The sequence below is a fragment of the Vibrio sp. Vb0937 genome (assembly GCF_033338855.1).
This window is the reverse complement of the sequence record NZ_JAWOTK010000028.1, coordinates 1-22,869: the sequence shown is the minus strand read 5'-3', so window position 1 is coordinate 22,869 and position 22,869 is coordinate 1. Positions and strand designations below refer to the sequence as shown.

Sequence of the window (22,869 nt, the reverse complement as noted above, 5' to 3'; positions counted from 1 at the left end):
CTTATCCTTCAGAGATTGCGTTTTCTATCCAGTTGATATCTCGACCATTATCATGAATGGCGATGACATCAAATCGATAATCGATATTGTGTTTTAAGCGCTTTTGTTGGCTAAGCCAAACTTGTGCGGTTTTGACTAGCTTGCGCATTTTAGCGTGCGTCACCATTTCTGCTGCCGAGCCAAAGTGATTGTTCTTACGGTATTTGACTTCAACAAACACAATAGTTTCACCTTGTTGGAAGATTAAATCAATCTCACCGACCTTAGTCAGAAAATTTTGTTCAATAAAGTTTAAGCCCTGGCGTTGTAAATACTGCTTCGCCAGAGCTTCATATTGATTTCCGATTTGGCGCTTGCTAAAGAGCCCCACGCTCAGCCCAGCTTAGCTCACGCTGTACAACACAATTATTGTCGATACTTAAAATACCGGTTTGGCCGCCAACTGAGTAGCCCGGAACGACCTTCATTTGTGGCAGCTCCCCAATCAATTTATACGCATCCATACCCAGTGCTTTCAAACGTTTTTCCATGTTAGATTGCTCTGACCACAACTCGTTCATTTCAGCGGTCACGCTAGGGTCTGGGTCAATCAGCAATGGAATATCGCTGTAGATGATGCCTGTTAGATCTTCGTAAGTCGCGCCGCCACTGTTGCTACGCGAGCTAGAGAAAATTTGTGGCGCTTTGGCGTCTGGATTAATCGCTACCTCAATAAACGGCTTAATCAAAGTCAGTTCCGTGCTTCTAGCAACAATATAAACCGCATCGACATCACGACGGCTACGTGGCTGTGTTTCAAGCTTGATACGCATTAGTGATTGCATCTGAGCAATACGTTGTTTGCTTTCTTGCAGACCAAATACTTCATTGATGTCTTTTTGAAGTTGGCGCTTGTCACCAAAATAACTTGCTGCGACTTTATTAGAGCTGTACTTGCGCCACTCTTTGTTGAACGCTTCAGTTACACGTTCACCAAAGCTGCCCTTTGGTGCCAGAATCAGAGGGAAGTTATAGCCTTCGCTGAACAAGTGTTTCGCTGCTTGTGCGGCTTCTTGTTCCGGTGATAATGCCAAGTAGCAAATATTGCTATCTGGTTGCACATCTTCGGGAATATTTAGCGCAAGGGCTGGAATCGTAGGACCATTTTCTGAGCCATCCATGGTTGTGTGCAATAGCTCAACGTTCTCTTTTTCTAGAGGACCAACAACAAAATCGATGTTTTCATTGATCAAACGTTGTTTAATTTGGTCGGCGTTATACGCATTAGTGTCTATTACCGTGAGGGTAGCGCTTGGATCACGGTTACGATCATTCATCATCGCAAACACAAAACCATCACGAATTAATTGCGCTTGTGGCGAGAATTTACCAGTAAGCGGCAGTAACAAAGCGGTGTTGTTTGGTTTAACGATGTCTAGAGAGAGAATGTTTTGAATCTCTTCTGGTGTGTAGATAGCGGCTGGGTGCGATGGGTTCTCGTTTAACCAGCGTTCTAGGGTATTTTTTAGTTGGGATAAGTTGCCCGACAGCGTTTTCGCATAAATAGCGAGTTGTAGCCAACCATCCAAAACATCTTCATTTGGCTCTGTTTCTAATGAGGTCAGTTCGTACTCGGAGTAGCTGCCAAAGTTCATCCAAATACGGCTAGAAATCTCTCTCTGCTCCGCGGACGATGCATATTGGCCAAATGCAACCAGTTGGCGGTTTGCCTCAAACGCTTGGTTAAGACCTTGATAAGCGTCGGCACGCATCAAGTAATAGTCTTTCCATTGCTCATTTGGCAACTTCCACCAAGGTTTAAAATTCAACAATTGCAGCAACTGAGAGTAATTACCCTGTTTTTGCTGTATGGTCGCACGCGCTAGTTGCCACTCTGCTTGCTGAACTTCGGTTAACTGTTGACGAGCCAGGCGCTTGATCAACATTTCTGCTTGATCAAACTGGTTTGCTTGAATCGCGGCTTTGGTTGCCATGATCAACCAGTCATTTTGTAAACTGCCTTCCGTGCTATCAGCTTGGATCATATAGTTCTGAACAGACTGAGTAGGCTCAAGTGTTACATCAACGCCATCAGGCTGTCTTGGACCTGAAGAACAGGCGGCGAGCGTAATTGCTAGTGCAACAGGAGTAAGTATGCGTGGTACACTGAGTCTCTTATGGTTAATCATTGCCGTGAGTTCTCTATAATTTTGTACAAAATTGTCTCTATATTAATCGTTGAAGTGATGGTAAACAAATGACAGATAAAAATAAGTTGCCGAATGAGGGGCCAACTCTCTATATCGTACCGACTCCAATCGGAAATTTAGCGGATATCACCCAACGTGCTATCGAAATTCTGTCGACTGTGGACATCATTGCCGCTGAGGATACTCGACATACGGGCAAATTACTGTCTCACTTCAATATTCAAACCAAAACTTTTGCTCTACATGACCACAATGAGCAGCAAAAAGCACAAGTTTTGGTAGAAAAGCTGCTTTCCGGTCAGTCTATCGCATTAGTTTCTGACGCTGGTACGCCACTTATCAGCGACCCAGGATACCATTTGGTGACAAAATGTCGTCAAGCGGGCGTTAGAGTTGTGCCTCTTCCAGGTGCTTGTGCGGTCATTACGGCGTTAAGTGCCTCTGGCTTGCCATCGGATCGCTTTAGCTTCGAAGGTTTTTTACCACCGAAAAGCAAAGGTCGTAAGGATAAATTCCTAGAGATTGCTTCGGTAGAGCGTACGTGTATTTTTTACGAGTCACCGCACCGTATTTTAGACTCTCTACAAGACATGTTAGACGTTCTTGGCCCAGATAGAGAAGTTGTGTTGGCAAGAGAGCTAACAAAAACCTTTGAAACCATTCAAGGCATGCCGTTAGGTGAGCTGATTGAATGGGTGAAAAGTGACGATAACCAACAGCGTGGTGAAATGGTATTGTTGGTACATGGCCATCGTGAAACAACAGACGACTCACTACCTGAAGATGCTTTACGCACGTTAGGCATTTTGACCAAAGAGCTGCCTTTGAAAAAAGCAGCTGCTTTGGTGGCAGAAATACATAACTTGAAGAAGAATGCGTTATATAAATGGGGCTTAGAAAACTTAGACTAAGTGCCACTAGCGAGATAAATGGTCAATGAGGGCTGATGTTTAGGCATCGGCCTTTTTATTATCTATTTTTGGCACGTTGACTAAAAAGTCATCACTTAGTGCATTCATTTCATCATATCTGTGATCTAACTAGACTCTGAAGTGAGAACTCTATACAATCCGCCCTCGGAGCTGACTGGGTAGTCGCTGCTTTGTTGATGTCCTTCGGGAGACTGACAAAGGGGAGGAAAGTCCGGGCTTCATAGAGCAAGGTGCCAGGTAACGCCTGGGGGGCGCAAGCCTACGACAAGTGCAGCAGAGAGAAGACCGCCGATGGCCCGTAAGGGTACAGGTAAGGGTGAAAGGGTGCGGTAAGAGCGCACCGGACGACTAGCAATAGTTCGTAGCAGGGTAAACTCCACCTGAAGCAAGACCAAATAGGCCTCCACATTGCGTTGCTCGCGTAAGGAGGCGGGTAGGTTGCTCGAGCCAGTGAGTGATTGCTGGCCTAGACGAATGGCTACCGCCGCGCAAGCGGAACAGAACCCGGCTTATGTGTCGGCTCCACCTATTCGAGACCCATCTCTACTTCGGTAGTGATGGGTTTTTTGCATTTAATTGACGCAAACTATGTCATTACCAATAAACTTGGCGTAAATCACGTCTAACTTTAGACTTGTGGTGGCGATGATGTAGGAAATCAGTACACTAAAGAATCGCTTCAAGATCATTCAACGAGAAAGCTATGACCGAAACCTTCCAACATATTTCCGTGTTATTAAATGAATCCATTGATGGCTTAGCTATCAAACCAGACGGCGTCTATATTGATGGAACATTTGGCCGTGGCGGTCACAGCCGGACAATTCTATCTAAACTCGGTGAAAATGGCCGACTGTACAGTATCGACCGTGACCCTCAAGCGATCGCTGAGGCAGGCAAAATCAATGACCCTCGCTTCACCATTATTCATGGTCCATTTTCTGGTATTGCTGAGTATGCTGAAGAGTATGGGCTAGTTGGAAAAGTGGATGGTGTTCTGCTGGATTTAGGCGTTTCTTCTCCTCAGTTAGACGACGCAGAGCGTGGCTTTAGCTTTATGAAAGACGGTCCGCTAGATATGCGTATGGACCCGACATCAGGTGTTCCAGTATCTCAATGGTTGATGGAAGCAGACCTCGATGATATCACTTGGGTCATTCGCGAGTTTGGGGAAGATAAACATGCGCGCCGTATTGCAAAAGCGATTGTTGCCTACCGTGAAGATGAAGAAAATGAGCCAATGGTTCGCACTGGTCAGCTGGCAAAATTGATTTCAGATGCCGCACCGAAAAGTTTTAAAGAGAAAAAACACCCTGCGACTCGTGCTTTCCAGGCTTTTCGTATTTACATCAACAGTGAGTTAGAAGAAATTGATACGGCACTTAAAGGCGCGGCGAGCATTCTGGCTCCTGAAGGCCGTTTATCTGTGATTAGCTTTCACTCTCTGGAAGACCGTATGGTCAAACGTTTTATCCGTAAAGAGAGCAAAGGGCCTGAAGTGCCACACGGTATTCCAATGACGGAAGAGCAAATTCGTGCTCTTGGTAGTGCGAATATGAAAGCGGTGAGCAAAGCGATTAAGCCAAGCAAACAAGAAATTGAAATGAACCCTCGCTCGCGCAGCTCTGTGTTAAGAATTGCGGAAAAGCTTTAATTATTATGACGAAATCCACTCCTAATCTTGCTAAGTTGATTGCAACAGATCTCCTCACTGTTGGTCGCTGGCCATTACTGTTGTTGCTATTGATCGTGGCATCGGCAATGGGAGTGGTATTTGCTACCCACCATGCGCGTCAAGCGATCACCGAGAAAGACCATACGTTGGTTGAACGAGAACGATTAGATAGCGAATGGCGCAACTTAATGTTGGAAGAAACTGCCCTCGCGGAACACAGTCGTGTTCAAGACCTTGCCAAAAAAGAACTTGAAATGAAACGACCTGATGGCGATAAAGAAGTGGTTGTCACGCTCAAATGATTAGAAAAAAATCCAACACGAAACAAGCCAATAAGCGTAAACCTGTAGCAAAAGAGAAAGCGGCTACGGGGGATAAGAAAAACGATAATAAAGCAGTGAAAGTGGCGGTCGAAGAATCTTTCTTGATTCGTTGGCGCTTCCATCTATTACTGTTTTTTGTTTTTTGTGCATTTGCCCTTTTGGTGGCACGCGTAGCCTACATCCAAATCATTGAGCCAGATAACCTGATTAAACAAGGTGACCTACGTTCGGTTCGTGTTAAATCCATTCCTTCTGCTCGCGGTATTATTTCGGATCGAAATGGTGAGCCGCTTGCTGTCAGTGTACCGGTTGAGGCGGTTTGGGCAGATCCTGCCACTATATTTAAAGAAAACGCGTTAAGCCAGACCAAAAGTTGGCATGCATTAGCGGATGTTCTTGGTATTGACCGACAAGGGTTAATAGACAAAATTAAGCGCAATGAAAAACGTCGCTTTATCTACTTGCAGCGCCAGGTCAGTCCGGCCATGGCGAACTATATTCGTGAGCTAAAGCTGCCAGGTGTTGGCCTTAAGTCGGAATCTCGTCGTTATTATCCTGCAGGTGAGGTTAGTGCTCACTTAGTCGGTGTAACAGGCATTGACGGGCATGGCCTAGAAGGTGTGGAGCGTAGCTACGATGAGTGGCTCACTGGCGCGGCGGGTAAGAAAACTATTCGTAAAGACCGTTATGGTCGTGTTGTGGAAAACATTGCTTGGCAAGACAAGCAAGAAGGTAAATCACTTCAGTTAACCATCGATCAGCGCCTACAGGCGATTGCGTATCGTGCGATTAAGCAAGCCGTTGCGGACCACCGCGCCACTTCAGGTTCCGTTGTCATGTTGGATGTAAAAACGGGCGCCGTATTGGCCATGGTTAATGCTCCTTCTTACAACCCTAATAATCGTAGCGATTGGCAAAGCTATCAAATGCGTAACCGAGTGATCACGGACTCAATGGAGCCCGGTTCGACCATTAAGCCTTTCGTTATTTTAGCCGCCTTAGAAAATGGGATAGCCGATAAAGATACCATCGTAGATACCGGTAATGGTGTCCTACGTTTAGGTGGTAGTCGAGTCAGAGATGTCTCTCGCGTAGGCAAAGCGAGCTTGACCACGATCCTTAAAAAGTCGAGTAATATCGGTGTGACGAAGCTAGCAATGCAAATGCCGGTAGAGGCGCTTCTTGGGCTGTACAGTTCAGTGGGTTTTGGTGAGCTTTCTGGCCTAAACCTAGTTGGGGAAGTGACGGGTATTTTTCCTACACGAACTCGTTGGTCGCCAATTGAGCGCGCCACGATTGCGTTTGGTTATGGTCTATCAATTACACCAATCCAGCTAGCCCATGCTTATGCGACGCTTGGAAACCTTGGCAAATACGAGCCTATTCATATTATCGAAAGCAATGATCATGACATGTCACGTCAAGTGGTGAGTGCGAAGTATGCGCGTCAAGTATTAGACATGTTGGAAACCGTAACTCAAAAAGGGGGCTCGGCTCGCAGAGCGGCAGTTCCTGGTTATCGAGTGGGAGCGAAAACGGGTACATCACGTAAAGCTTCTGCCGGTGGGTACAGCGACGAGTACATCACCTACACGGCTGGGCTTGCTCCGGTTAGCGATCCGCGAATTGCTTTAGTAGTGATCGTAAACGAGCCTCAAGGTGATGACTACTATGGTGGTTCGGTAGCGTCTCCTGTTTTCTCTGAAATCATGAAAGGCGCGCTACAAATACTCAATGTTGCACCTGACGAAAACAAATTCCAACAGTAAGCCCTGTGGTTTACTGAGCAAACAAAATTAAGAAAACCTGAGCCAAAGCTCGGAGAACAAATATGACTAAAGCCATCAGTATGGACGTGCTGCTTTCCCCTTGGGTGGATTGCCCTAGCTTATCGTCCGTTCTTGTTTCTGAATTGGAGCTCGACAGCCGAAGAGTTCAACCTGGAACCACGTTTGTAGCAGTGATTGGCCATGTTGTGGATGGGCGTAAATTCATTGCCTCTGCAATTGAGCAAGGTGCAAATGCAGCCCTTGCGCAAGCCTGCGATGTCAAAACACATGGTACGGTGGAAATCATTGATGATGTTCCCGTCATTTACATTGATAGGTTGGACCAACGTTTATCCGCAATTGCTGGAAAGATCTATGCTTACCCTGATATGGATTTGATTGGTGTCACCGGCACCAACGGCAAAACCACCATTACCCAGTTAATAGCGCAATGGCTAGAACTGCTTGACCATAAAGCGGCGGTAATGGGAACAACAGGAAATGGCTTCCTCAATAACTTGCAACAAGCTGCGAATACAACGGGGAATGCCGTTGAAATTCAGAAAACGCTCTCCTCTCTCGCAAATCAACAAGCCACATACACCGCGCTAGAAGTATCTTCTCATGGCCTGACGCAAGGTCGTGTCAAAGCATTATCATTTGCGGCGGGCGTGTTTACTAACTTAAGTCGTGACCACTTAGATTATCATGGCACGATGGAAGAGTATGCCAATGCAAAGCTTGGGTTGTTCACGCAACACCAATGTGAACGTGCCATTATCAATGTTGATGATGAAGTAGGTCATCAATGGGCGTCGCAGTTAAGTAATGCGATCGCTGTTTCGCTCAAGGCGAACACTGAATTTGAAAGCGCAATTTGGGCGACGGAAGTCAGTTACGCGGAGTCAGGGATTACTATTAAGTTCGATGGTAAGTTTGGCTCAGGTAAATTGCACGCGCCATTGATTGGTGAGTTTAATGCAACCAACTTAATGCTCGCTTTTGCGACCTTATTAAGCTTAGGTAAAGAGAAACAAGCGTTACTCGAAACCGCAGGTCAACTGCAACCTGTACTCGGCCGAATGGAGTTATTCCAAACTGAGGATCGTGCCAAAGTCGTGGTCGATTATGCCCATACTCCTGATGCTTTAGAAAAAGCGCTGCAAGCTTTACGAGTTCATTGTGAAGGCCAGCTGTGGGCTATTTTTGGCTGTGGTGGCGATCGCGATGCAGGTAAGCGCCCAATGATGGCGGAAATTGCAGAGCGTCTAGGCGACAGAGTGGTGTTGACTGACGATAACCCACGCAGCGAAGACCCGGTTCAGATTGTGAAAGACATGTTAGCTGGGCTGTCAAAACCTGCTGAAGCGATTGTTCAGCATGACCGCTTCAAAGCACTGTCTTATGCCATTGAAAATGCTTCGCCAAACGACATTATCTTGTTAGCAGGGAAGGGCCATGAAGATTATCAGATTCGTAATGGCGAAACGATTCATTACTCCGACCGCGAGTCCGCAATGCAACTTTTAGGATTGACCTCATGATCAAAGTAACGTTATCTCAAATTGCAGACATCACTCGTGGCGAGCGATTCGGCGACGATCTACTTATCGACGCGGTTTCTACTGATACACGAACGATTGATCGTGGGGCTCTATTTGTCGCGTTAGTAGGGGAGCGCTTTGACGCGCACAACTTTTGCCAACAAGCGGTAGATGCAGGTGCCGGTGCTTTACTCGTAGAAAAACGCTTAGATGTGAATGTGCCGCAAATTGTGGTGTCGGATACCAAACTTGCATTGGGTGAGTTTGCTTCTTGGGTGCATCAAGCATGCAAAACACCTACCGTTGCCATCACCGGAAGTTGCGGTAAAACGACCGTAAAAGAAATGGTTGCGAGTATCCTGCAATTGAAAGGCAAAGTGTTATTCACGGCGGGTAACTTCAATAATGATATTGGTGTTCCGTTGACATTATTGCGCTCACAGCAGGATGATGATTATGCCGTGATTGAGCTTGGTGCTAACCATATAGGTGAAATTGCTTACACGACTCAGTTAGTAAAACCAGATATCGCGTTAGTGAACAATGTAGCCGCCGCTCACCTTGAAGGCTTTGGTTCTATTGATGGCGTGAAACAAGCCAAAGGTGAAATCTACCAAGGCCTTTCAGCTGGTGGTATTGCGATTGTTAACCTAGACAGCAATGGTGAAGCCAAGTGGGATGAAGTGTTAGCAGATAAGAAAGTCATTACTTTTTCACAAAGTAATACTGATGCAGACTTCTTCGCTTCTAACATCGTATTGAACGCCGCAGGTGAAGCAAGCTTTGACTTACATATCGCAGCAAGCTCACAAGAAATTGAACTGTCTCTGGGTATTATAGGTCAACACAACGTTGCGAATGCGATCGCTGCTTCTATTATTGCGTTACAAATGGGCGCCACATTAGAAGAGGTTCGTGCTGGCCTTAAACATTTGAACAAAGTGAAAGGTCGCGTCGAGGTTGAAGCGCTGAGCGAAAAGATAAAATTGATTGACGACAGCTACAACGCGAGCGTGCCAGCCATGAAAGCGGCAGTTGATTTATTGGCCGCTTTCCTAGGTCAACGCTGGCTGATTTTAGGTAATATGGCGGAATTGGGCGAGGAAAGTCTTGCACTTCATCGTCAAGTCGGGGAACATGCTGCCCCACAAAAATTTGAACATGTTCTCACATATGGTGCAGACGCCAAGGTGATCAGTGATCTTTGCCAAGGCATTCATTTTGAGACGCACCAAGAGATGATTGAATACATCAAGCAGCATCTAGACCAAGCCGTTCCTGAAAACCATACGATATTGGTGAAAGGAGCGAACGGTGCACGTATGTTTGAAGTCGCTGCTGCTTTGAAGGAGTATTATTAATGATTATTTGGCTTGCCGAGCTGCTACAGCCATACCTGTCTTTTTTCCGATTGTTTGAATACTTGTCTTTTCGAGCAATCCTAAGCGTATTAACCGCTCTAGGTCTGTCATTATGGATGGGACCAATCATGATCAAGCGTTTGCAAATGCTGCAAATTGGTCAGGTAGTGCGTAACGAAGGTCCTGAATCTCACTTTAGTAAGCGTGGTACCCCAACAATGGGCGGTATCATGATCTTAGCGGCCATCTCAATCACGATTTTGCTATGGACAGACTTATCCAACCCTTACGTATGGGCGGTACTTACGGTCTTACTTGGCTACGGTGCGGTCGGATTTGTTGATGATTATCGTAAAGTGGTACGTAAAAATACCGATGGCTTGATTGCGCGTTGGAAGTACTTCTGGCAGTCGTTGATCGCGTTTGTCGTCGCTTTCGCATTGTATGCTTACGGTAAAGACACAGCAGCAACTCAGCTAGTGGTGCCATTCTTTAAAGACATCATGCCGCAGCTTGGTTTGATGTATATCATTCTGACTTACTTTGTCATTGTAGGTACAAGTAACGCGGTTAACCTGACTGATGGTCTAGACGGTTTGGCAATCATGCCAACGGTTCTTGTTGCAGCAGGCTTCGCGGTTATTGCATGGGCGACCGGTAACGTTAACTTCTCTGAATACCTTCATATACCATACTTACCACATGCTTCTGAGTTGGTTGTCGTATGTACAGCAATCGTCGGTGCAGGCCTTGGTTTCTTGTGGTTTAACACGTATCCAGCACAAGTGTTCATGGGTGATGTCGGCTCACTAGCGCTTGGCGGCGCGTTAGGCACTATTGCTGTTCTCGTTCGTCAAGAGTTGGTGTTGGTGATCATGGGCGGTGTGTTTGTGATGGAAACGCTGTCGGTAATTCTACAGGTGGGTTCATACAAACTGCGTGGTCAGCGCATTTTTCGTATGGCACCGATTCACCACCACTACGAATTGAAAGGTTGGCCAGAACCTCGCGTAATCGTGCGTTTCTGGATTATTTCTATGGTTCTTGTTCTGATTGGTCTTGCGACATTGAAAGTGCGTTAATCGCACTTTCCAAGAACAAGATTTACAGTGTGATCAAATATGGAACGTTGGCAAAACATACATAGTGTTGTCGTCGTAGGGCTCGGTATTACCGGGCTCTCTGTCGTTAAACACCTAAGAAAAAATCAGCCACAGCTTGTGGTCAAAGTCATTGATACTCGCGTAAACCCTCCGGGTGCAGAGCGCTTGCCGGAAGATGTTCAACTGCATAGTGGTGGTTGGAATACAGACTGGCTTTCTGACGCGGATCTTATCGTGACCAACCCTGGTATTGCGCTAGCGACACCAGAGATCCAAGCCGTATTAGCAAAAGGTACGGCAGTAGTAGGTGATATCGAGTTATTCGCTTGGGCGGTGCAGAAACCGGTGATTGCGATTACGGGCTCAAACGGTAAGAGCACAGTAACCGACCTCACAGGTGTGATGGCTAAGGCTGCAGGTTTGGATGTTGGCGTTGGTGGTAACATCGGTGTGCCTGCTCTGGATTTGTTAGAACAAGACGCAGACCTATATGTACTCGAACTCTCGAGCTTCCAGTTAGAAACGACGTCAAGCTTAAAGCTCAAAGCCGCTGCGTTTCTGAATCTTTCTGAAGATCATATGGATCGTTATCAAGGCATGTCTGACTATCGACAAGCTAAGTTGCGTATTTTTAACCATGCTGCTCTTGCAGTCGTGAACCGTGATGATCAAGAAACCTTCCCAGACGCAGAGATGCCATTGGTGACATTTGGCAGCGACAATCAGGACTTTGGTCTCGAGGTGGATGGCAACCGTACTTGGCTGCTCGATCACGGTCAACGAGTTGTCGCAAGTGATGAGCTTAAGTTGGTTGGTAAGCACAACTTATCTAACGCTCTGGTTGCTTTAGCGCTATTAAAAGCTGCGGACGTAAACTATCACAACGCATTGAATGCACTTAAAAATTACACGGGACTGACACACCGATGCCAGGTGGTTGCGGATAATCAAGGCGTCAAATGGGTGAATGACTCTAAAGCAACTAATATTGCCAGCACTATGGCTGCGCTATCTGGTTTGGAATCGACAGGCAAGCTCTACTTACTCGTTGGTGGTGTTGGCAAAGGTGCTGACTTCTCGCCATTAAAACCGATCTTCGCGACGCTTAACTTGCAACTGTGTTGCTTTGGCGCTGATGGCGATGAATTTATGCCACTGCATGAATCTGCAATACGTTTCAACACTATGGAAGATGTGATTCAACAAGTATCTTCGCAGTTAAAACCAGGTGATATGGTGATGCTGTCTCCTGCATGTGCTAGCTTTGATCAATTCGACAACTTTATGGCAAGAGGTGATGCTTTCGCTGCTCTTGCTCAGAAATATGCATAATTAAAGGTTACACACTTCGTGGGTTTAGGTAACGTTAAACGCAGTATTGGCAATTGGCTCAAGCATCCAGCCCCAGAGGCGATGTTTGATCGTCAGTTAGTGTGGATTGCACTGGGTTTGATGTTGACTGGTTTGGTCATGGTAACCTCTGCATCATTTCCAATCAGCTCTCGATTAACGGAACAGCCGTTCCACTTTATGTTTCGTCATGCGACGTTTCTCGTGCTGGCGTTAGGGACCTCCGCTGTTATTTTGCAAGTGCCTTTGCAAGAGTGGTTTAAGAAGAGCCATTACTTACTTTGGGCTTCTTTCGCACTGTTGATCATCGTGCTCTTGGCGGGTAAGTCGGTTAATGGTGCGTCTCGTTGGATTCCCCTCGGGCTGTTTAACCTTCAGCCAGCGGAAGTCGCGAAGCTATCGCTGTTTATCTTCATGTCTGGTTACTTAGTTCGAAAGCAAGACGAAGTAAGACAAACGTTCTTTGGTGGCTTTATGAAGCCAATCATGGTGTTTGCCTTCTTCGCAGTATTACTACTTGGTCAGCCAGACTTGGGGACGGTGGTCGTGATGCTGGTCACGCTGTTTGGCATGCTTTTTATCGCAGGTGCAAAACTAACCCAGTTTCTCGCCTTGATGGTGGCAGGTATCGGCGCTGTGGTAGGTTTGATTCTCGTCGAGCCATACCGTATGCGACGAGTAACCTCCTTCCTTGACCCGTGGGAAGATCCATTTGGCAGTGGCTATCAGTTGACTCAGTCTTTGATGGCGTTTGGTCGTGGTGAATGGTTCGGACAAGGTCTCGGTAATTCAATTCAAAAACTGGAATATCTACCGGAAGCGCATACCGACTTTGTGTTTGCCGTACTTGCTGAAGAGCTTGGTTTCGTAGGCGTAGTGCTGGTCTTAATGCTGATTTTTAGCTTGGTGCTAAAAGCGGTTTACATCGGCAAGCGTGCATTTGAAGAAGGCGAAATGTTCGGAGGTTATCTGGCTTTCGGAATTGGTATTTGGTTTGCGTTTCAAACCTTGGTTAATGTTGGAGCTGCCGCCGGTATTGTTCCAACTAAAGGTTTAACACTTCCACTCATCAGTTATGGTGGTTCTAGTCTAATAATTATGTCCGTCGCAGTGTCCATACTACTGCGTATCGATTACGAATGCCGCTTGAAACGCGAGCAACAACAATCAGAACAACAAGCTAATGAAACAAAATAAACGTTTGATGGTGATGGCTGGTGGTACTGGCGGTCACGTATTCCCAGGTTTGGCGGTAGCAAAACAGCTTCAAGAACAAGGTTGGGAGATCCGTTGGTTAGGTACGGCGGATCGAATGGAAGCGGATTTGGTGCCAAAACATGGCATTGAAATCGACTTTATCAAAGTGAAAGGGTTACGAGGTCAAGGCGTTAAACGTCTTCTTGCAGCACCATTTCAAATTATCAATGCCATTATGCAGGCTCGTGCTCACATGAAACGCTGGCAGCCAGACGCAGTGCTTGGTATGGGCGGTTATGTTAGCGGCCCGGGTGGTATTGCCGCTTGGATGAGTGGTATTCCTGTTGTTCTGCATGAACAAAATGCAGTAGCAGGTTTAACGAACCAATGGTTATCGAAAATCGCTAAGAAGGTTTTTCAGGCTTTCCCAGGCGCTTTTCCAAATGCCGAAGTGGTTGGGAACCCAGTTCGTGAAGACGTGACTCAATTAGCAGCGCCAACTGAGCGCATGCAAGAGCGCCAAGGTCCAATTCGCATTTTGGTGATGGGTGGCAGCCAAGGCGCACGTATTCTTAACCAAACTCTGCCAGAAGTGATGTCGAAATTGGGCGAAGATTACTGTATTCGTCATCAAGCGGGTAAAGGTGCCGCCGAAGAAGTGAATGCAGCATACCAAGCTAATGGTGTGGTAAATGCAGAAGTAATGGAATTCATTGATGACGTTGCAGAAGCTTACGCATGGGCTGACCTTTTAGTTTGTCGCTCTGGAGCGTTAACCGTATCTGAAGTCTCGGCGGCAGGTGTAGGCGCTATTTTTGTTCCATTCATGCACAAAGACCGCCAGCAAGCACTTAATGCAGACCACTTGGTGGATTGCGGCGCGGCGAAAATGATTGAACAACCAGATTTAACCGTTGAGTCTCTGACTCTGCAGATCCAACAATTGGATCGCCAAGCTTTACTTACAATGGCTGAGCAAGCGCGTGGCGCTGCAAAATTGAATGCTGACCGAGTTGTCGCACAAGCCATTGTCGCTTTGACCGAAAAGCGTTAACCGAATTATTGAGAATAGAATTGATGACAATCCAACATACACAAGACTTAGCTCAGATTCGCGCAATGGTGCCAGAGATGCGCCGCGTGAAATCCATCCACTTCATCGGTATTGGTGGTGCGGGCATGAGCGGCATTGCAGAAGTGCTGTTGAACGAAGGCTACCAAATCACAGGTTCTGATCTATCAGAGAACGCTGTGACAGAGCGTTTGGTATCAAAAGGTGCGACGGTATTTATTGGTCATCAAGCCAGTAATGTAGAAAAAGCCAGTGTGGTTGTTGTGTCAACGGCGATCAACGAAGAAAACCCAGAAGTGATGGCGGCACGTGAATTACGCATCCCTATTGTACGCCGCGCAGAGATGTTGGCTGAATTGATGCGATTCCGTCACGGTATTGCCGTTGCGGGTACACACGGTAAAACCACGACGACCGCTCTTGTTACTCAAATCTATTCTGAAGCCGGTCTTGATCCAACGTTTGTGAATGGCGGTTTGGTGAAAAGCGCAGGTACAAATGCGCGTCTAGGCTCGAGTCGTATTCTAATTGCAGAGGCAGATGAAAGTGACGCGTCATTCCTGCACTTGCAACCAATGGTGAGCATTGTTACCAATATCGAAGCCGATCATATGGATACCTATGGTGGTGACTTTGAAACCTTAAAGCAAACCTTCATCGATTTCCTTCATAATCTACCGTTTTACGGCCAAGCAATTGTTTGCATTGACGATCCTGTGGTTCGAGAGTTAATCCCACGTATTAGTCGTCAAGTGATAACTTACGGTTTTTCTGAAGATGCCGACGTACGTATTGAAGATTATCGTCAAGAGGGGCAGCAAGGCAAATTTACGGTAGTACGTAAAGGGCGAGCTAACTTAGATATCACGCTGAATATTCCAGGTCGTCACAATGCATTGAATGCGTCTGCTGCGATTGCGGTTGCTACTGAAGATGACATTGAAGACGATGCGATCCTAAAGGCAATGGCTGGTACGCAAGGTACGGGAAGACGTTTTGATCACCTTGGCGAGTTTGATACTGGCAACGGCCATGCAATGCTTGTTGATGATTACGGCCATCATCCCACAGAAGTGGATGTAACCATTAATGCAGCACGCAGTGGTTGGCAAGACAAGCGTTTGGTGATGATTTTCCAACCGCACCGTTATAGCCGTACTCGTGATTTATACGATGATTTCGCGAATGTGCTTGAACAGGTAGATGTATTGATCATGCTGGATGTTTACGCAGCGGGTGAAAAGCCGATTGCAGGGGCTGATGGGCGCGCTTTATGTCGCACAATTCGCAGCCGAGGCAAGGTAGATCCGATTTTTGTTCCAGAAATCGAGCAATTACCTTCAGTTTTAGCTAACGTTATACAAGACGGCGACCTAATCTTAACGCAAGGTGCGGGTGATATTGGTAAAGTGGCGAAACAGCTGGCAGGTCTTAAATTGAATATAAACAAGATGCTTGGCTGACACATATTGTTGACGCGAAGGACAGATAAAGACTCAGATCTCGATTTTGCGTCAATATCATTGTGATTTATTGCTATCAGTGTTTGATAGTTTACAAGAGCTCAGTATAATCCCAAGGTTAAAGTCAAGACTTTTACCTCTGCGTAATTATATGGGTAAAAAGTACACGACAAAAGTCAGGAAACGAAGACGTTGTTGAATATTGCACTGAATGACGAGCGACCAAACACGGGTAACAACCGTGGTCGCCAAGAAAAAATCTTGGGTGCGTTATTTTTCGTTGTGGTTGTGACTTTAATTAGTTCTGTTTTGTACGCGGCGATCAGTTGGATGTGGGATGACCAAAGGTTACCTCTCTCCAAAATAGTACTTCAGGGGAAACTGGAGTATGTCCAAGCTGACGATGTGCAGGCTGCATTTAGTCGAATTGATCACATCGGTACATTTATGTCTCAGGATATTGATGTATTACAGCAAAGTGTCGAAGCTCTGCCATGGGTAGCGCATGCCGCAATCCGAAAGCAGTGGCCGGATACAGTAAAAGTTTTTTTGACGGAGCATCAACCAGAAGCCATTTGGAATGGCAACGAACTGTTAGATAAAAACGGGTTCGTTTTTGATGGAGATGTTGCTCTGTTGCAAGAAGAAAAAGTGAAGCTGTACGGACCCAAAGATAGCGGACCGGAAGTCTTACAGACTTACCGTGATTTGAGTCCTAAGTTTCAGCAATTGGGTTTAGCGATATCGTCTCTGGTATTAAACGAGCGACGAGCTTGGCAAATCATCCTTGATAACGGTATTCGATTAGAGCTCGGAAAAGAGTCTCTTCTTGAGCGTATAGAGCGCTTTTTTAAGCTCTATAACAAGCTTGGCAGTGACACGCAAAGAATCAGTTATATCGATCTTAGGTACGATACAGGAGCCGCAGTTGGTTGGTTTCCTGAACAAGAGTTAGAAGAGAGTACAGATGACTAAGGCCGCTGATGACAACATTATTGTTGGTCTTGATATAGGCACTGCAACCGTATCGGCTCTAGTGGGTGAGGTTTTACCAGACGGTCAAATTAATATTATTGGCGCAGGTAGTAGCCCCTCACGCGGCATGGATAAAGGTGGCGTGAATGATTTGGAGTCGGTTGTAAAATCAGTACAACGTGCAATTGATCAAGCTGAATTAATGGCAGAGTGCCAGATCAGCCGAGTCTTCATTTCGTTGTCTGGTAAGCATATCGCAAGCCGAATTGAAAAAGGTATGGGCACGATTTCTGATGAAGAGGTGTCTCAAGAAGACATGGATCGCGCTATCCATACCGCAAAATCGATTAAAATCGGTGATGAACAGCGAATTCTTCATGTGATCCCGCAAGAGTTCACCATTGATTACCAAGAAGGAATCAAAAATCCGCTTGGTTTATCTGGGGTAAGAATGGAAGTGAGTGTCCACCTTATCTCATGCCATAATGACATGGCACGCAACATTATTAAGGCGGTAGAACGCTGCGGCCTTAAAGTAGAACAACTCGTATTTTCTGGGCTTGCTGCTAGTAATGCAGTAATCACCGAGGATGAAAGAGAGCTTGGAGTTTGTGTGGTTGATATTGGTGCCGGCACGATGGATGTGGCCATCTGGACTGGCGGTGCGTTACGTCACACAGAAGTATTTTCGTACGCAGGAAATGCTGTAACCAGTGATATTGCTTTTGCTTTTGGCACGCCAGTGAGCGATGCTGAAGAAATAAAAGTCAAATATGGCTGTGCTTTGAGTGAACTGGTCAGTAAGGATGACACGGTTAATGTACCAAGCGTAGGTGGACGACCATCACGTAGCCTGCAACGTCAAACGTTGTCAGAAGTGATTGAGCCACGCTACTCTGAGCTTATGGGACTGGTTAACCAAACTATCGACTCTGTACAAGCAAAATTGCGCGAAGAGGGTATCAAGCACCATCTGGCTGCGGGAGTTGTACTCACCGGCGGTGCTGCGCAAATGGACGGAGTGGTAGAATGTGCGGAACGCGTATTCCGCAATCAAGTAAGGGTCGGCAAACCGCTCGAAGTCAGCGGATTAACTGACTATGTAAAAGAGCCGTACCATTCTACGGCAGTTGGATTACTTCATTACGCAAGAGACATGCAGTCTAGCGACGATAGCGATTATAATGAACCTAAACGCTCATCTGTAACTGGCTTTTTCGATAAATTGCGTAACTGGATACAAAAAGAGTTTTAACCTGAGTTGCAGGATAAACGGAGACAACACATGTTTGAACCGATGATGGAAATGTCTGACGATGCAGTAATCAAGGTCGTTGGGGTTGGTGGCGGCGGTGGTAACGCCGTTGAACACATGGTGCGTGAATCCATCGAAGGTGTGGAATTCATCAGCGTCAACACTGATGCGCAAGCACTTCGTAAGACAAGCGTTGGCAATGTTATTCAGATCGGTGGTGATATCACTAAAGGTCTGGGTGCAGGTGCTAATCCACAGGTTGGCCGTGACGCAGCTCTCGAAGACAGAGATCGAATTAAAGATTCCCTGACTGGCGCCGATATGGTGTTTATCGCAGCTGGTATGGGTGGCGGTACCGGTACTGGTGCAGCGCCTGTTATTGCTGAAGTGGCTAAAGAGCTTGGCATTCTAACAGTAGCGGTAGTAACTAAACCGTTTAGTTTTGAAGGTAAAAAGCGTTTGGCATTTGCTGAGCAAGGTATCGATGAGCTGTCTAAGCATGTTGACTCTTTGATCACGATTCCAAACGAAAAGCTACTTAAAGTACTTGGTCGTGGTGTAACACTACTAGAAGCTTTTGCAAGCGCTAACGATGTTCTTAAGAATGCCGTTCAAGGTATTGCTGAGCTAATTACTCGCCCTGGCATGATCAACGTCGACTTTGCGGACGTAAGAACTGTAATGTCTGAAATGGGTCACGCAATGATGGGTAGCGGCATCGCCAAAGGTGAAGACCGAGCTGAAGAAGCGGCTGAAATGGCAATTTCTAGCCCACTTCTGGAAGACATCGATCTAGCGGGCGCTCGTGGTGTTCTTGTCAATATTACTGCTGGTCTGGATATGCGTCTTGACGAGTTTGAGACGGTTGGTAATACAGTGAAGGCATTCGCTTCTGACAATGCGACTGTTGTTATCGGTACTTCTCTAGACCCTGATATGACTGACGAAATCCGCGTAACAGTTGTAGCGACAGGTATTGGTAATGAGAAAAAGCCAGATATCACGCTAGTTGCGGGTGGTAAAGCTAAAGTGGCACCGACGCCGCAAGCTCAACCACAGCAACAAGCAGCGGCAACGCAAGCTGAAGAAAAACCGGCACAGACCTTGCAAAATAATCAAGTGCAAGAGAAGCCACAGGTAACTCCTCAGCCGACAAACACTGCTCCTTCTTCTCCAGCTTCGTCGAGCCAAAGTTCTGCGGCTCCAAAGCAAGAAAAGGAAAGTGGTTATTTAGATATACCGGCATTTTTGCGTCGTCAGGCTGATTAATCTTTAACCCATAAATTTGACATGGCTCAAAATTATGGTAGCATTCACGGTCGACGTTACAGACGGCCGTGTTTTGTAGCAAATTTTTGAGAGGCAAGCAGATGATCAGACAACGTACTCTGAAAGAAATAGTGAAAACAACTGGTGTGGGTCTCCACTCTGGTCGTAAAGTCACACTTACTCTGCGCCCGGCTGCTGCAAATACAGGTATCATTTACCGTCGTACAGATGTAAATCCACCTGTAGATTTTCCAGCTGATCCAGCTTCGGTTCGTGACACCATGCTTTGTACTGCATTGGTAAACGATGAAGGTGTGCGTATTTCAACTGTTGAGCACTTGAATGCGGCACTTGCTGGTATGGGCATCGATAACATTGTTGTCGAAGTAGACGCACCTGAAATTCCGATCATGGATGGTAGTGCAAGCCCATTTGTATACTTGCTACAACAAGCAGGTATCGAAACGCAAAATGCGCCAAAACGCTTCATCCGCATCAAAAAGCCAGTTCGTTTTGAAGATGGTGATAAATGGGCAGAATTTGTACCATTTAACGGCTTCCGTATGGACTTCGAAATTGAGTTTAATCACCCAGCGATTGAATCAGACGAGCAACGTTTGCTGTTTGATTTCTCGTCAAAAGGCTTTGTTCGTGAGATTTCTCGAGCACGTACGTTTGGCTTTATGCGTGATATCGAATATCTACAATCTCAAAACCTAGTTTTGGGTGGTAGTTTTGACAATGCTATCGTTTTGGATGATTACCGTATTCTTAATGAAGAAGGTCTACGCTTTGAAAATGAGTTTGTGACTCACAAAGTGTTGGATGCGATTGGTGACCTTTACATGTGTGGCCACCCAATCATTGGTGAATTCCGTGCCTTTAAATCTGGCCACGGTTTAAATAACCAACTGTTACGTGCTGTTCTTGCAGATCAGGAAGCGTGGGAGTGGACTACATTCGAAGAAGAAGTCGGCTCACCAGTAGCATTCGCAGAACCAAATATGGTGCTTGCGTAAATACTTGGCATTAGAATTAATAAAAAACCAGGCTTATGCCTGGTTTTTTGCTATTTGGCTTTAATCCTGGATTTATCAATAACATTCAAGCTTTCAGCATATTGAAATAACGTTCACTTACGATCTTCCTTTTCTGCCATATCGGCTAATCGTTTTAAACGCTCTTGAATTTTCGGTGGCGCCATGTCGGCAATCGTCATTAATGACTTTGCTGCAGATTCGGTTAGTGGTGGACGCTTAGGTCTGTCGTCTTGTTGAAAGCGGTTTCGATATAGTGAAGGATTGATCCTCACTTCAACGCTCATCAGCTTGGCAAAGCCTTGAGTACGAAGTTTATTTAGGATCATGAGGCGATCGTAATCGATCTTCATTTTGATCGCGGCACTAGAGACATCGATCAATAGATGGCCGTTACGAACATTCGCTACTCGGCAATGATCGGCCGTCCCCGTGGGTAAGACCTCTTGCAAAGCTTGGTTAAGCTGTAAGATTTCTCCAGCATGTTCTTGAATCTGCTTGAACTGTGACTCAGCAATAACATCTTCAGTCGAGGTTGGACGGTGATCACGCATAGGTAAAATCTAATTTTGTTGAGATATAGCTATTCTAGAGCAGCTTTCTATCAAGGTATAGTTTACATTAACGTCTTTAGCTTCAGTTTTACAATGTAGCAAGGTAAAAAGCAAAGTTTGCTCTGGATGGATTACACATATTGCGGTATGCAATATCGGCTAATCAGTCACCACTTTAAGTAAAAACTTCAGAGTGCTTCAAACAAATACGTCTATTTATGGTTGTATCGATTAAAAATCCTTACACTAAGCCACATTGTTTCAAAACTTAGCCTTGAAATATGGATGTTTGAACTCAATATCTTTGATAAATGATTTATCTCAGTATTCTTAGTTCCAAACTGGCAGAGACTGAAGGCATTATGAGTAGATCGGGAACGGTCTGAATAAAGAGAGATTCACGAAAAATGATAACTAAGCTACTGACAAAAGTGATTGGCAGTCGCAACGACCGAACACTGCGCCGCCTTAGAAAAATTGTAAAAGAAATTAATAACTATGAGCCAACATTCGAGGCTCTAAGTGACGAAGAGCTAAAAGCAAAGACGGTTGAATTCCGTGAGCGCCTAGAGAAGGGTGAAACTCTTGATAAACTACTTCCAGAAGCTTTTGCTACGGTTCGTGAAGCATCTAAGCGTGTCTACGGTATGCGCCACTTCGACGTCCAGCTTATCGGTGGTATGGTTCTAAATGCGGGTCAAATCGCTGAAATGCGTACGGGTGAAGGTAAAACGCTGACGGCAACGCTTCCTGCTTACCTAAATGCCCTAGCTGGTAAAGGCGTTCATATTGTAACAGTGAACGATTATCTAGCTAAACGTGATGCAGAGACAAACCGCCCTCTATTTGAATTTTTAGGTATGACTGTTGGCGTAAACGTGCCAAACATGCCTCCTCAAGAGAAAAAAGAAGCGTACCAAGCTGACATTCTATACGGAACCAACAATGAATTTGGTTTTGACTACCTTCGTGACAATATGGCTTTCCGTAGCGAAGATCGCGTACAACGTGAACGCTTCTTTGCAGTTGTCGATGAGGTGGACTCAATCCTAATTGATGAAGCTCGTACCCCTTTAATCATTTCTGGTCCTGCTGAAGATAGCTCTGAGCTATACACCCGAATCAACCTTTTGATCCCGCATCTTAAAAAGCAAGACAAAGAAGACTCTGAAGAATATCGTGGTGATGGTCACTACACTGTTGATGAGAAATCAAAGCAAGTATACCTCACAGAAACGGGCCAAGAGTACGTTGAAGAACTGTTGGTGAAAAATGGTCTTATGGAAGAGGGTGACACACTTTACTCTCCGACTAACATCAGCATGTTACATCACGTGAATGCCGCTTTGCGTGCTCATGTGTTGTTTGAGCGCAACGTTGATTACATCGTTACTGACGAAGGTGAAGTAGTAATTGTTGATGAACATACTGGTCGTACAATGCCAGGTCGTCGTTGGTCTGAAGGTCTTCACCAAGCAGTAGAAGCGAAAGAAGGCGTTAAGATTCAAAACGAAAACCAAACTTTGGCTTCGATTACCTTCCAGAACTACTTCCGCTTATACGAAAAACTGTCTGGTATGACAGGTACTGCGGATACTGAAGCGTTTGAGTTCCAATCTATTTATGGCTTGGAAACGGTGGTTATCCCAACCAACAAACCAATGATTCGTAACGATATGCCGGATGTGGTGTACCGTACCGAAGCTGAGAAGTTTGCTGCAATCATTGAAGATATCAAAGAGCGCGTTGCGAAAGGTCAGCCAACATTGGTTGGTACAGTATCGATTGAAAAATCAGAACT

Annotated in this window: 19 protein-coding genes and 1 other RNA gene; 17 read left to right on the top strand and 3 right to left on the bottom strand. The window is 45.8% G+C overall.

Translation table 11 applies throughout. The features are described from left to right. Position 1: 1 nt before the first annotated feature. Positions 2-370, bottom strand: a complete 369-nt coding sequence (locus R7P67_RS20265) for a YraN family protein (RefSeq protein ID WP_005372903.1) — start codon at positions 368-370, stop codon at positions 2-4. Next, positions 357-2,168, bottom strand: a complete 1,812-nt coding sequence (locus tag R7P67_RS20260; protein ID WP_005372905.1) for a penicillin-binding protein activator — start codon at positions 2,166-2,168, stop codon at positions 357-359. The genes R7P67_RS20265 and R7P67_RS20260 overlap by 14 nt, the downstream gene beginning before the upstream one ends. A gap of 68 nt (positions 2,169-2,236) precedes the next feature. Between R7P67_RS20260 and rsmI the strand changes: the two genes are divergently transcribed. The 16 genes from rsmI to lpxC all read left to right on the top strand — a co-directional run bounded on the left by rsmI (position 2,237) and on the right by lpxC (position 20,496). Continuing rightward, the gene (gene rsmI, locus R7P67_RS20255; RefSeq protein WP_005372907.1) at positions 2,237-3,100 is read left to right on the top strand and encodes a 16S rRNA (cytidine(1402)-2'-O)-methyltransferase; all 864 of its coding nucleotides are present in this window, start codon (positions 2,237-2,239) and stop codon (positions 3,098-3,100) included. A gap of 167 nt (positions 3,101-3,267) precedes the next feature. After that, positions 3,268-3,649: RNase P RNA component class A (gene rnpB, locus R7P67_RS20250), an RNA gene on the top strand. Between the two features lie 175 nt (positions 3,650-3,824). After that, positions 3,825-4,775, top strand: coding sequence for a 16S rRNA (cytosine(1402)-N(4))-methyltransferase RsmH (rsmH, locus tag R7P67_RS20245; RefSeq protein ID WP_005372918.1), 951 nt, complete (start codon positions 3,825-3,827; stop codon positions 4,773-4,775). A gap of 5 nt (positions 4,776-4,780) precedes the next feature. Further along, positions 4,781-5,098, top strand: a complete 318-nt coding sequence (ftsL, locus tag R7P67_RS20240) for a cell division protein FtsL (RefSeq protein WP_005372920.1) — start codon at positions 4,781-4,783, stop codon at positions 5,096-5,098. Next, positions 5,095-6,888, top strand: a complete 1,794-nt coding sequence (locus R7P67_RS20235; RefSeq protein ID WP_005372922.1) for a penicillin-binding transpeptidase domain-containing protein — start codon at positions 5,095-5,097, stop codon at positions 6,886-6,888. Before ftsL ends, R7P67_RS20235 begins: the two co-directional genes overlap by 4 nt. A gap of 62 nt (positions 6,889-6,950) precedes the next feature. Further along, a complete protein-coding gene (gene murE, locus R7P67_RS20230; protein WP_053306874.1) occupies positions 6,951-8,432 on the top strand; it encodes a UDP-N-acetylmuramoyl-L-alanyl-D-glutamate--2,6-diaminopimelate ligase in 1,482 nt (493 codons plus the stop codon). Continuing rightward, a complete protein-coding gene (locus tag R7P67_RS20225) occupies positions 8,429-9,793 on the top strand; it encodes a UDP-N-acetylmuramoyl-tripeptide--D-alanyl-D-alanine ligase (RefSeq protein WP_262652806.1) in 1,365 nt (454 codons plus the stop codon). Before murE ends, R7P67_RS20225 begins: the two co-directional genes overlap by 4 nt. Further along, on the top strand, positions 9,793-10,875 hold the full coding sequence (gene mraY / locus R7P67_RS20220; RefSeq protein ID WP_005372931.1) for a phospho-N-acetylmuramoyl-pentapeptide-transferase: 1,083 nt from the start codon (positions 9,793-9,795) through the stop codon (positions 10,873-10,875). The genes R7P67_RS20225 and mraY overlap by 1 nt, the downstream gene beginning before the upstream one ends. A gap of 39 nt (positions 10,876-10,914) precedes the next feature. Next, a complete protein-coding gene (murD, locus tag R7P67_RS20215) occupies positions 10,915-12,228 on the top strand; it encodes a UDP-N-acetylmuramoyl-L-alanine--D-glutamate ligase (RefSeq protein WP_262652805.1) in 1,314 nt (437 codons plus the stop codon). 18 nt (positions 12,229-12,246) lie between these two features. Then, a complete protein-coding gene (gene ftsW / locus R7P67_RS20210; RefSeq protein WP_005372933.1) occupies positions 12,247-13,443 on the top strand; it encodes a cell division protein FtsW in 1,197 nt (398 codons plus the stop codon). Continuing rightward, positions 13,430-14,497, top strand: coding sequence for an undecaprenyldiphospho-muramoylpentapeptide beta-N-acetylglucosaminyltransferase (gene murG, locus R7P67_RS20205; RefSeq protein ID WP_031781122.1), 1,068 nt, complete (start codon positions 13,430-13,432; stop codon positions 14,495-14,497). Before ftsW ends, murG begins: the two co-directional genes overlap by 14 nt. 23 nt (positions 14,498-14,520) lie before the next feature. Beyond that, complete coding sequence (gene murC, locus R7P67_RS20200; protein WP_005387395.1) at positions 14,521-15,978, top strand: UDP-N-acetylmuramate--L-alanine ligase; 1,458 nt, start codon at positions 14,521-14,523, stop codon at positions 15,976-15,978. Between the two features lie 192 nt (positions 15,979-16,170). Then, positions 16,171-16,953: a cell division protein FtsQ/DivIB gene (locus R7P67_RS20195; RefSeq protein WP_005387393.1), complete on the top strand. Its 783-nt coding sequence runs from the start codon at positions 16,171-16,173 to the stop codon at positions 16,951-16,953. Continuing rightward, entirely contained in the window at positions 16,946-18,208 is a 1,263-nt protein-coding gene (gene ftsA, locus R7P67_RS20190; RefSeq protein WP_005372946.1) for a cell division protein FtsA, read from the top strand. Before R7P67_RS20195 ends, ftsA begins: the two co-directional genes overlap by 8 nt. Positions 18,209-18,238: 30 nt before the next feature. After that, positions 18,239-19,477 (top strand): cell division protein FtsZ, encoded by a 1,239-nt coding sequence (gene ftsZ / locus R7P67_RS20185; protein ID WP_017633617.1) that lies wholly within the window; start codon positions 18,239-18,241, stop codon positions 19,475-19,477. Between the two features lie 101 nt (positions 19,478-19,578). Beyond that, positions 19,579-20,496 carry a UDP-3-O-acyl-N-acetylglucosamine deacetylase gene (gene lpxC, locus R7P67_RS20180; RefSeq protein WP_005381871.1) on the top strand — a complete coding sequence of 306 codons (918 nt, stop codon included), beginning with the start codon at positions 19,579-19,581 and terminating at the stop codon, positions 20,494-20,496. Positions 20,497-20,609: 113 nt separating this feature from the next. On the opposite strand, the gene R7P67_RS20175 is transcribed toward lpxC, so the two are convergent. Then, entirely contained in the window at positions 20,610-21,068 is a 459-nt protein-coding gene (locus R7P67_RS20175) for a DUF721 domain-containing protein (protein ID WP_033906094.1), read from the bottom strand. Positions 21,069-21,475: 407 nt separating this feature from the next. Here R7P67_RS20175 and R7P67_RS20170 point away from each other — a divergent pair. After that, the coding region (locus tag R7P67_RS20170) for a DEAD/DEAH box helicase (RefSeq protein ID WP_411912812.1) at positions 21,476-22,869 on the top strand (1,394 nt) is incomplete at its 3' end.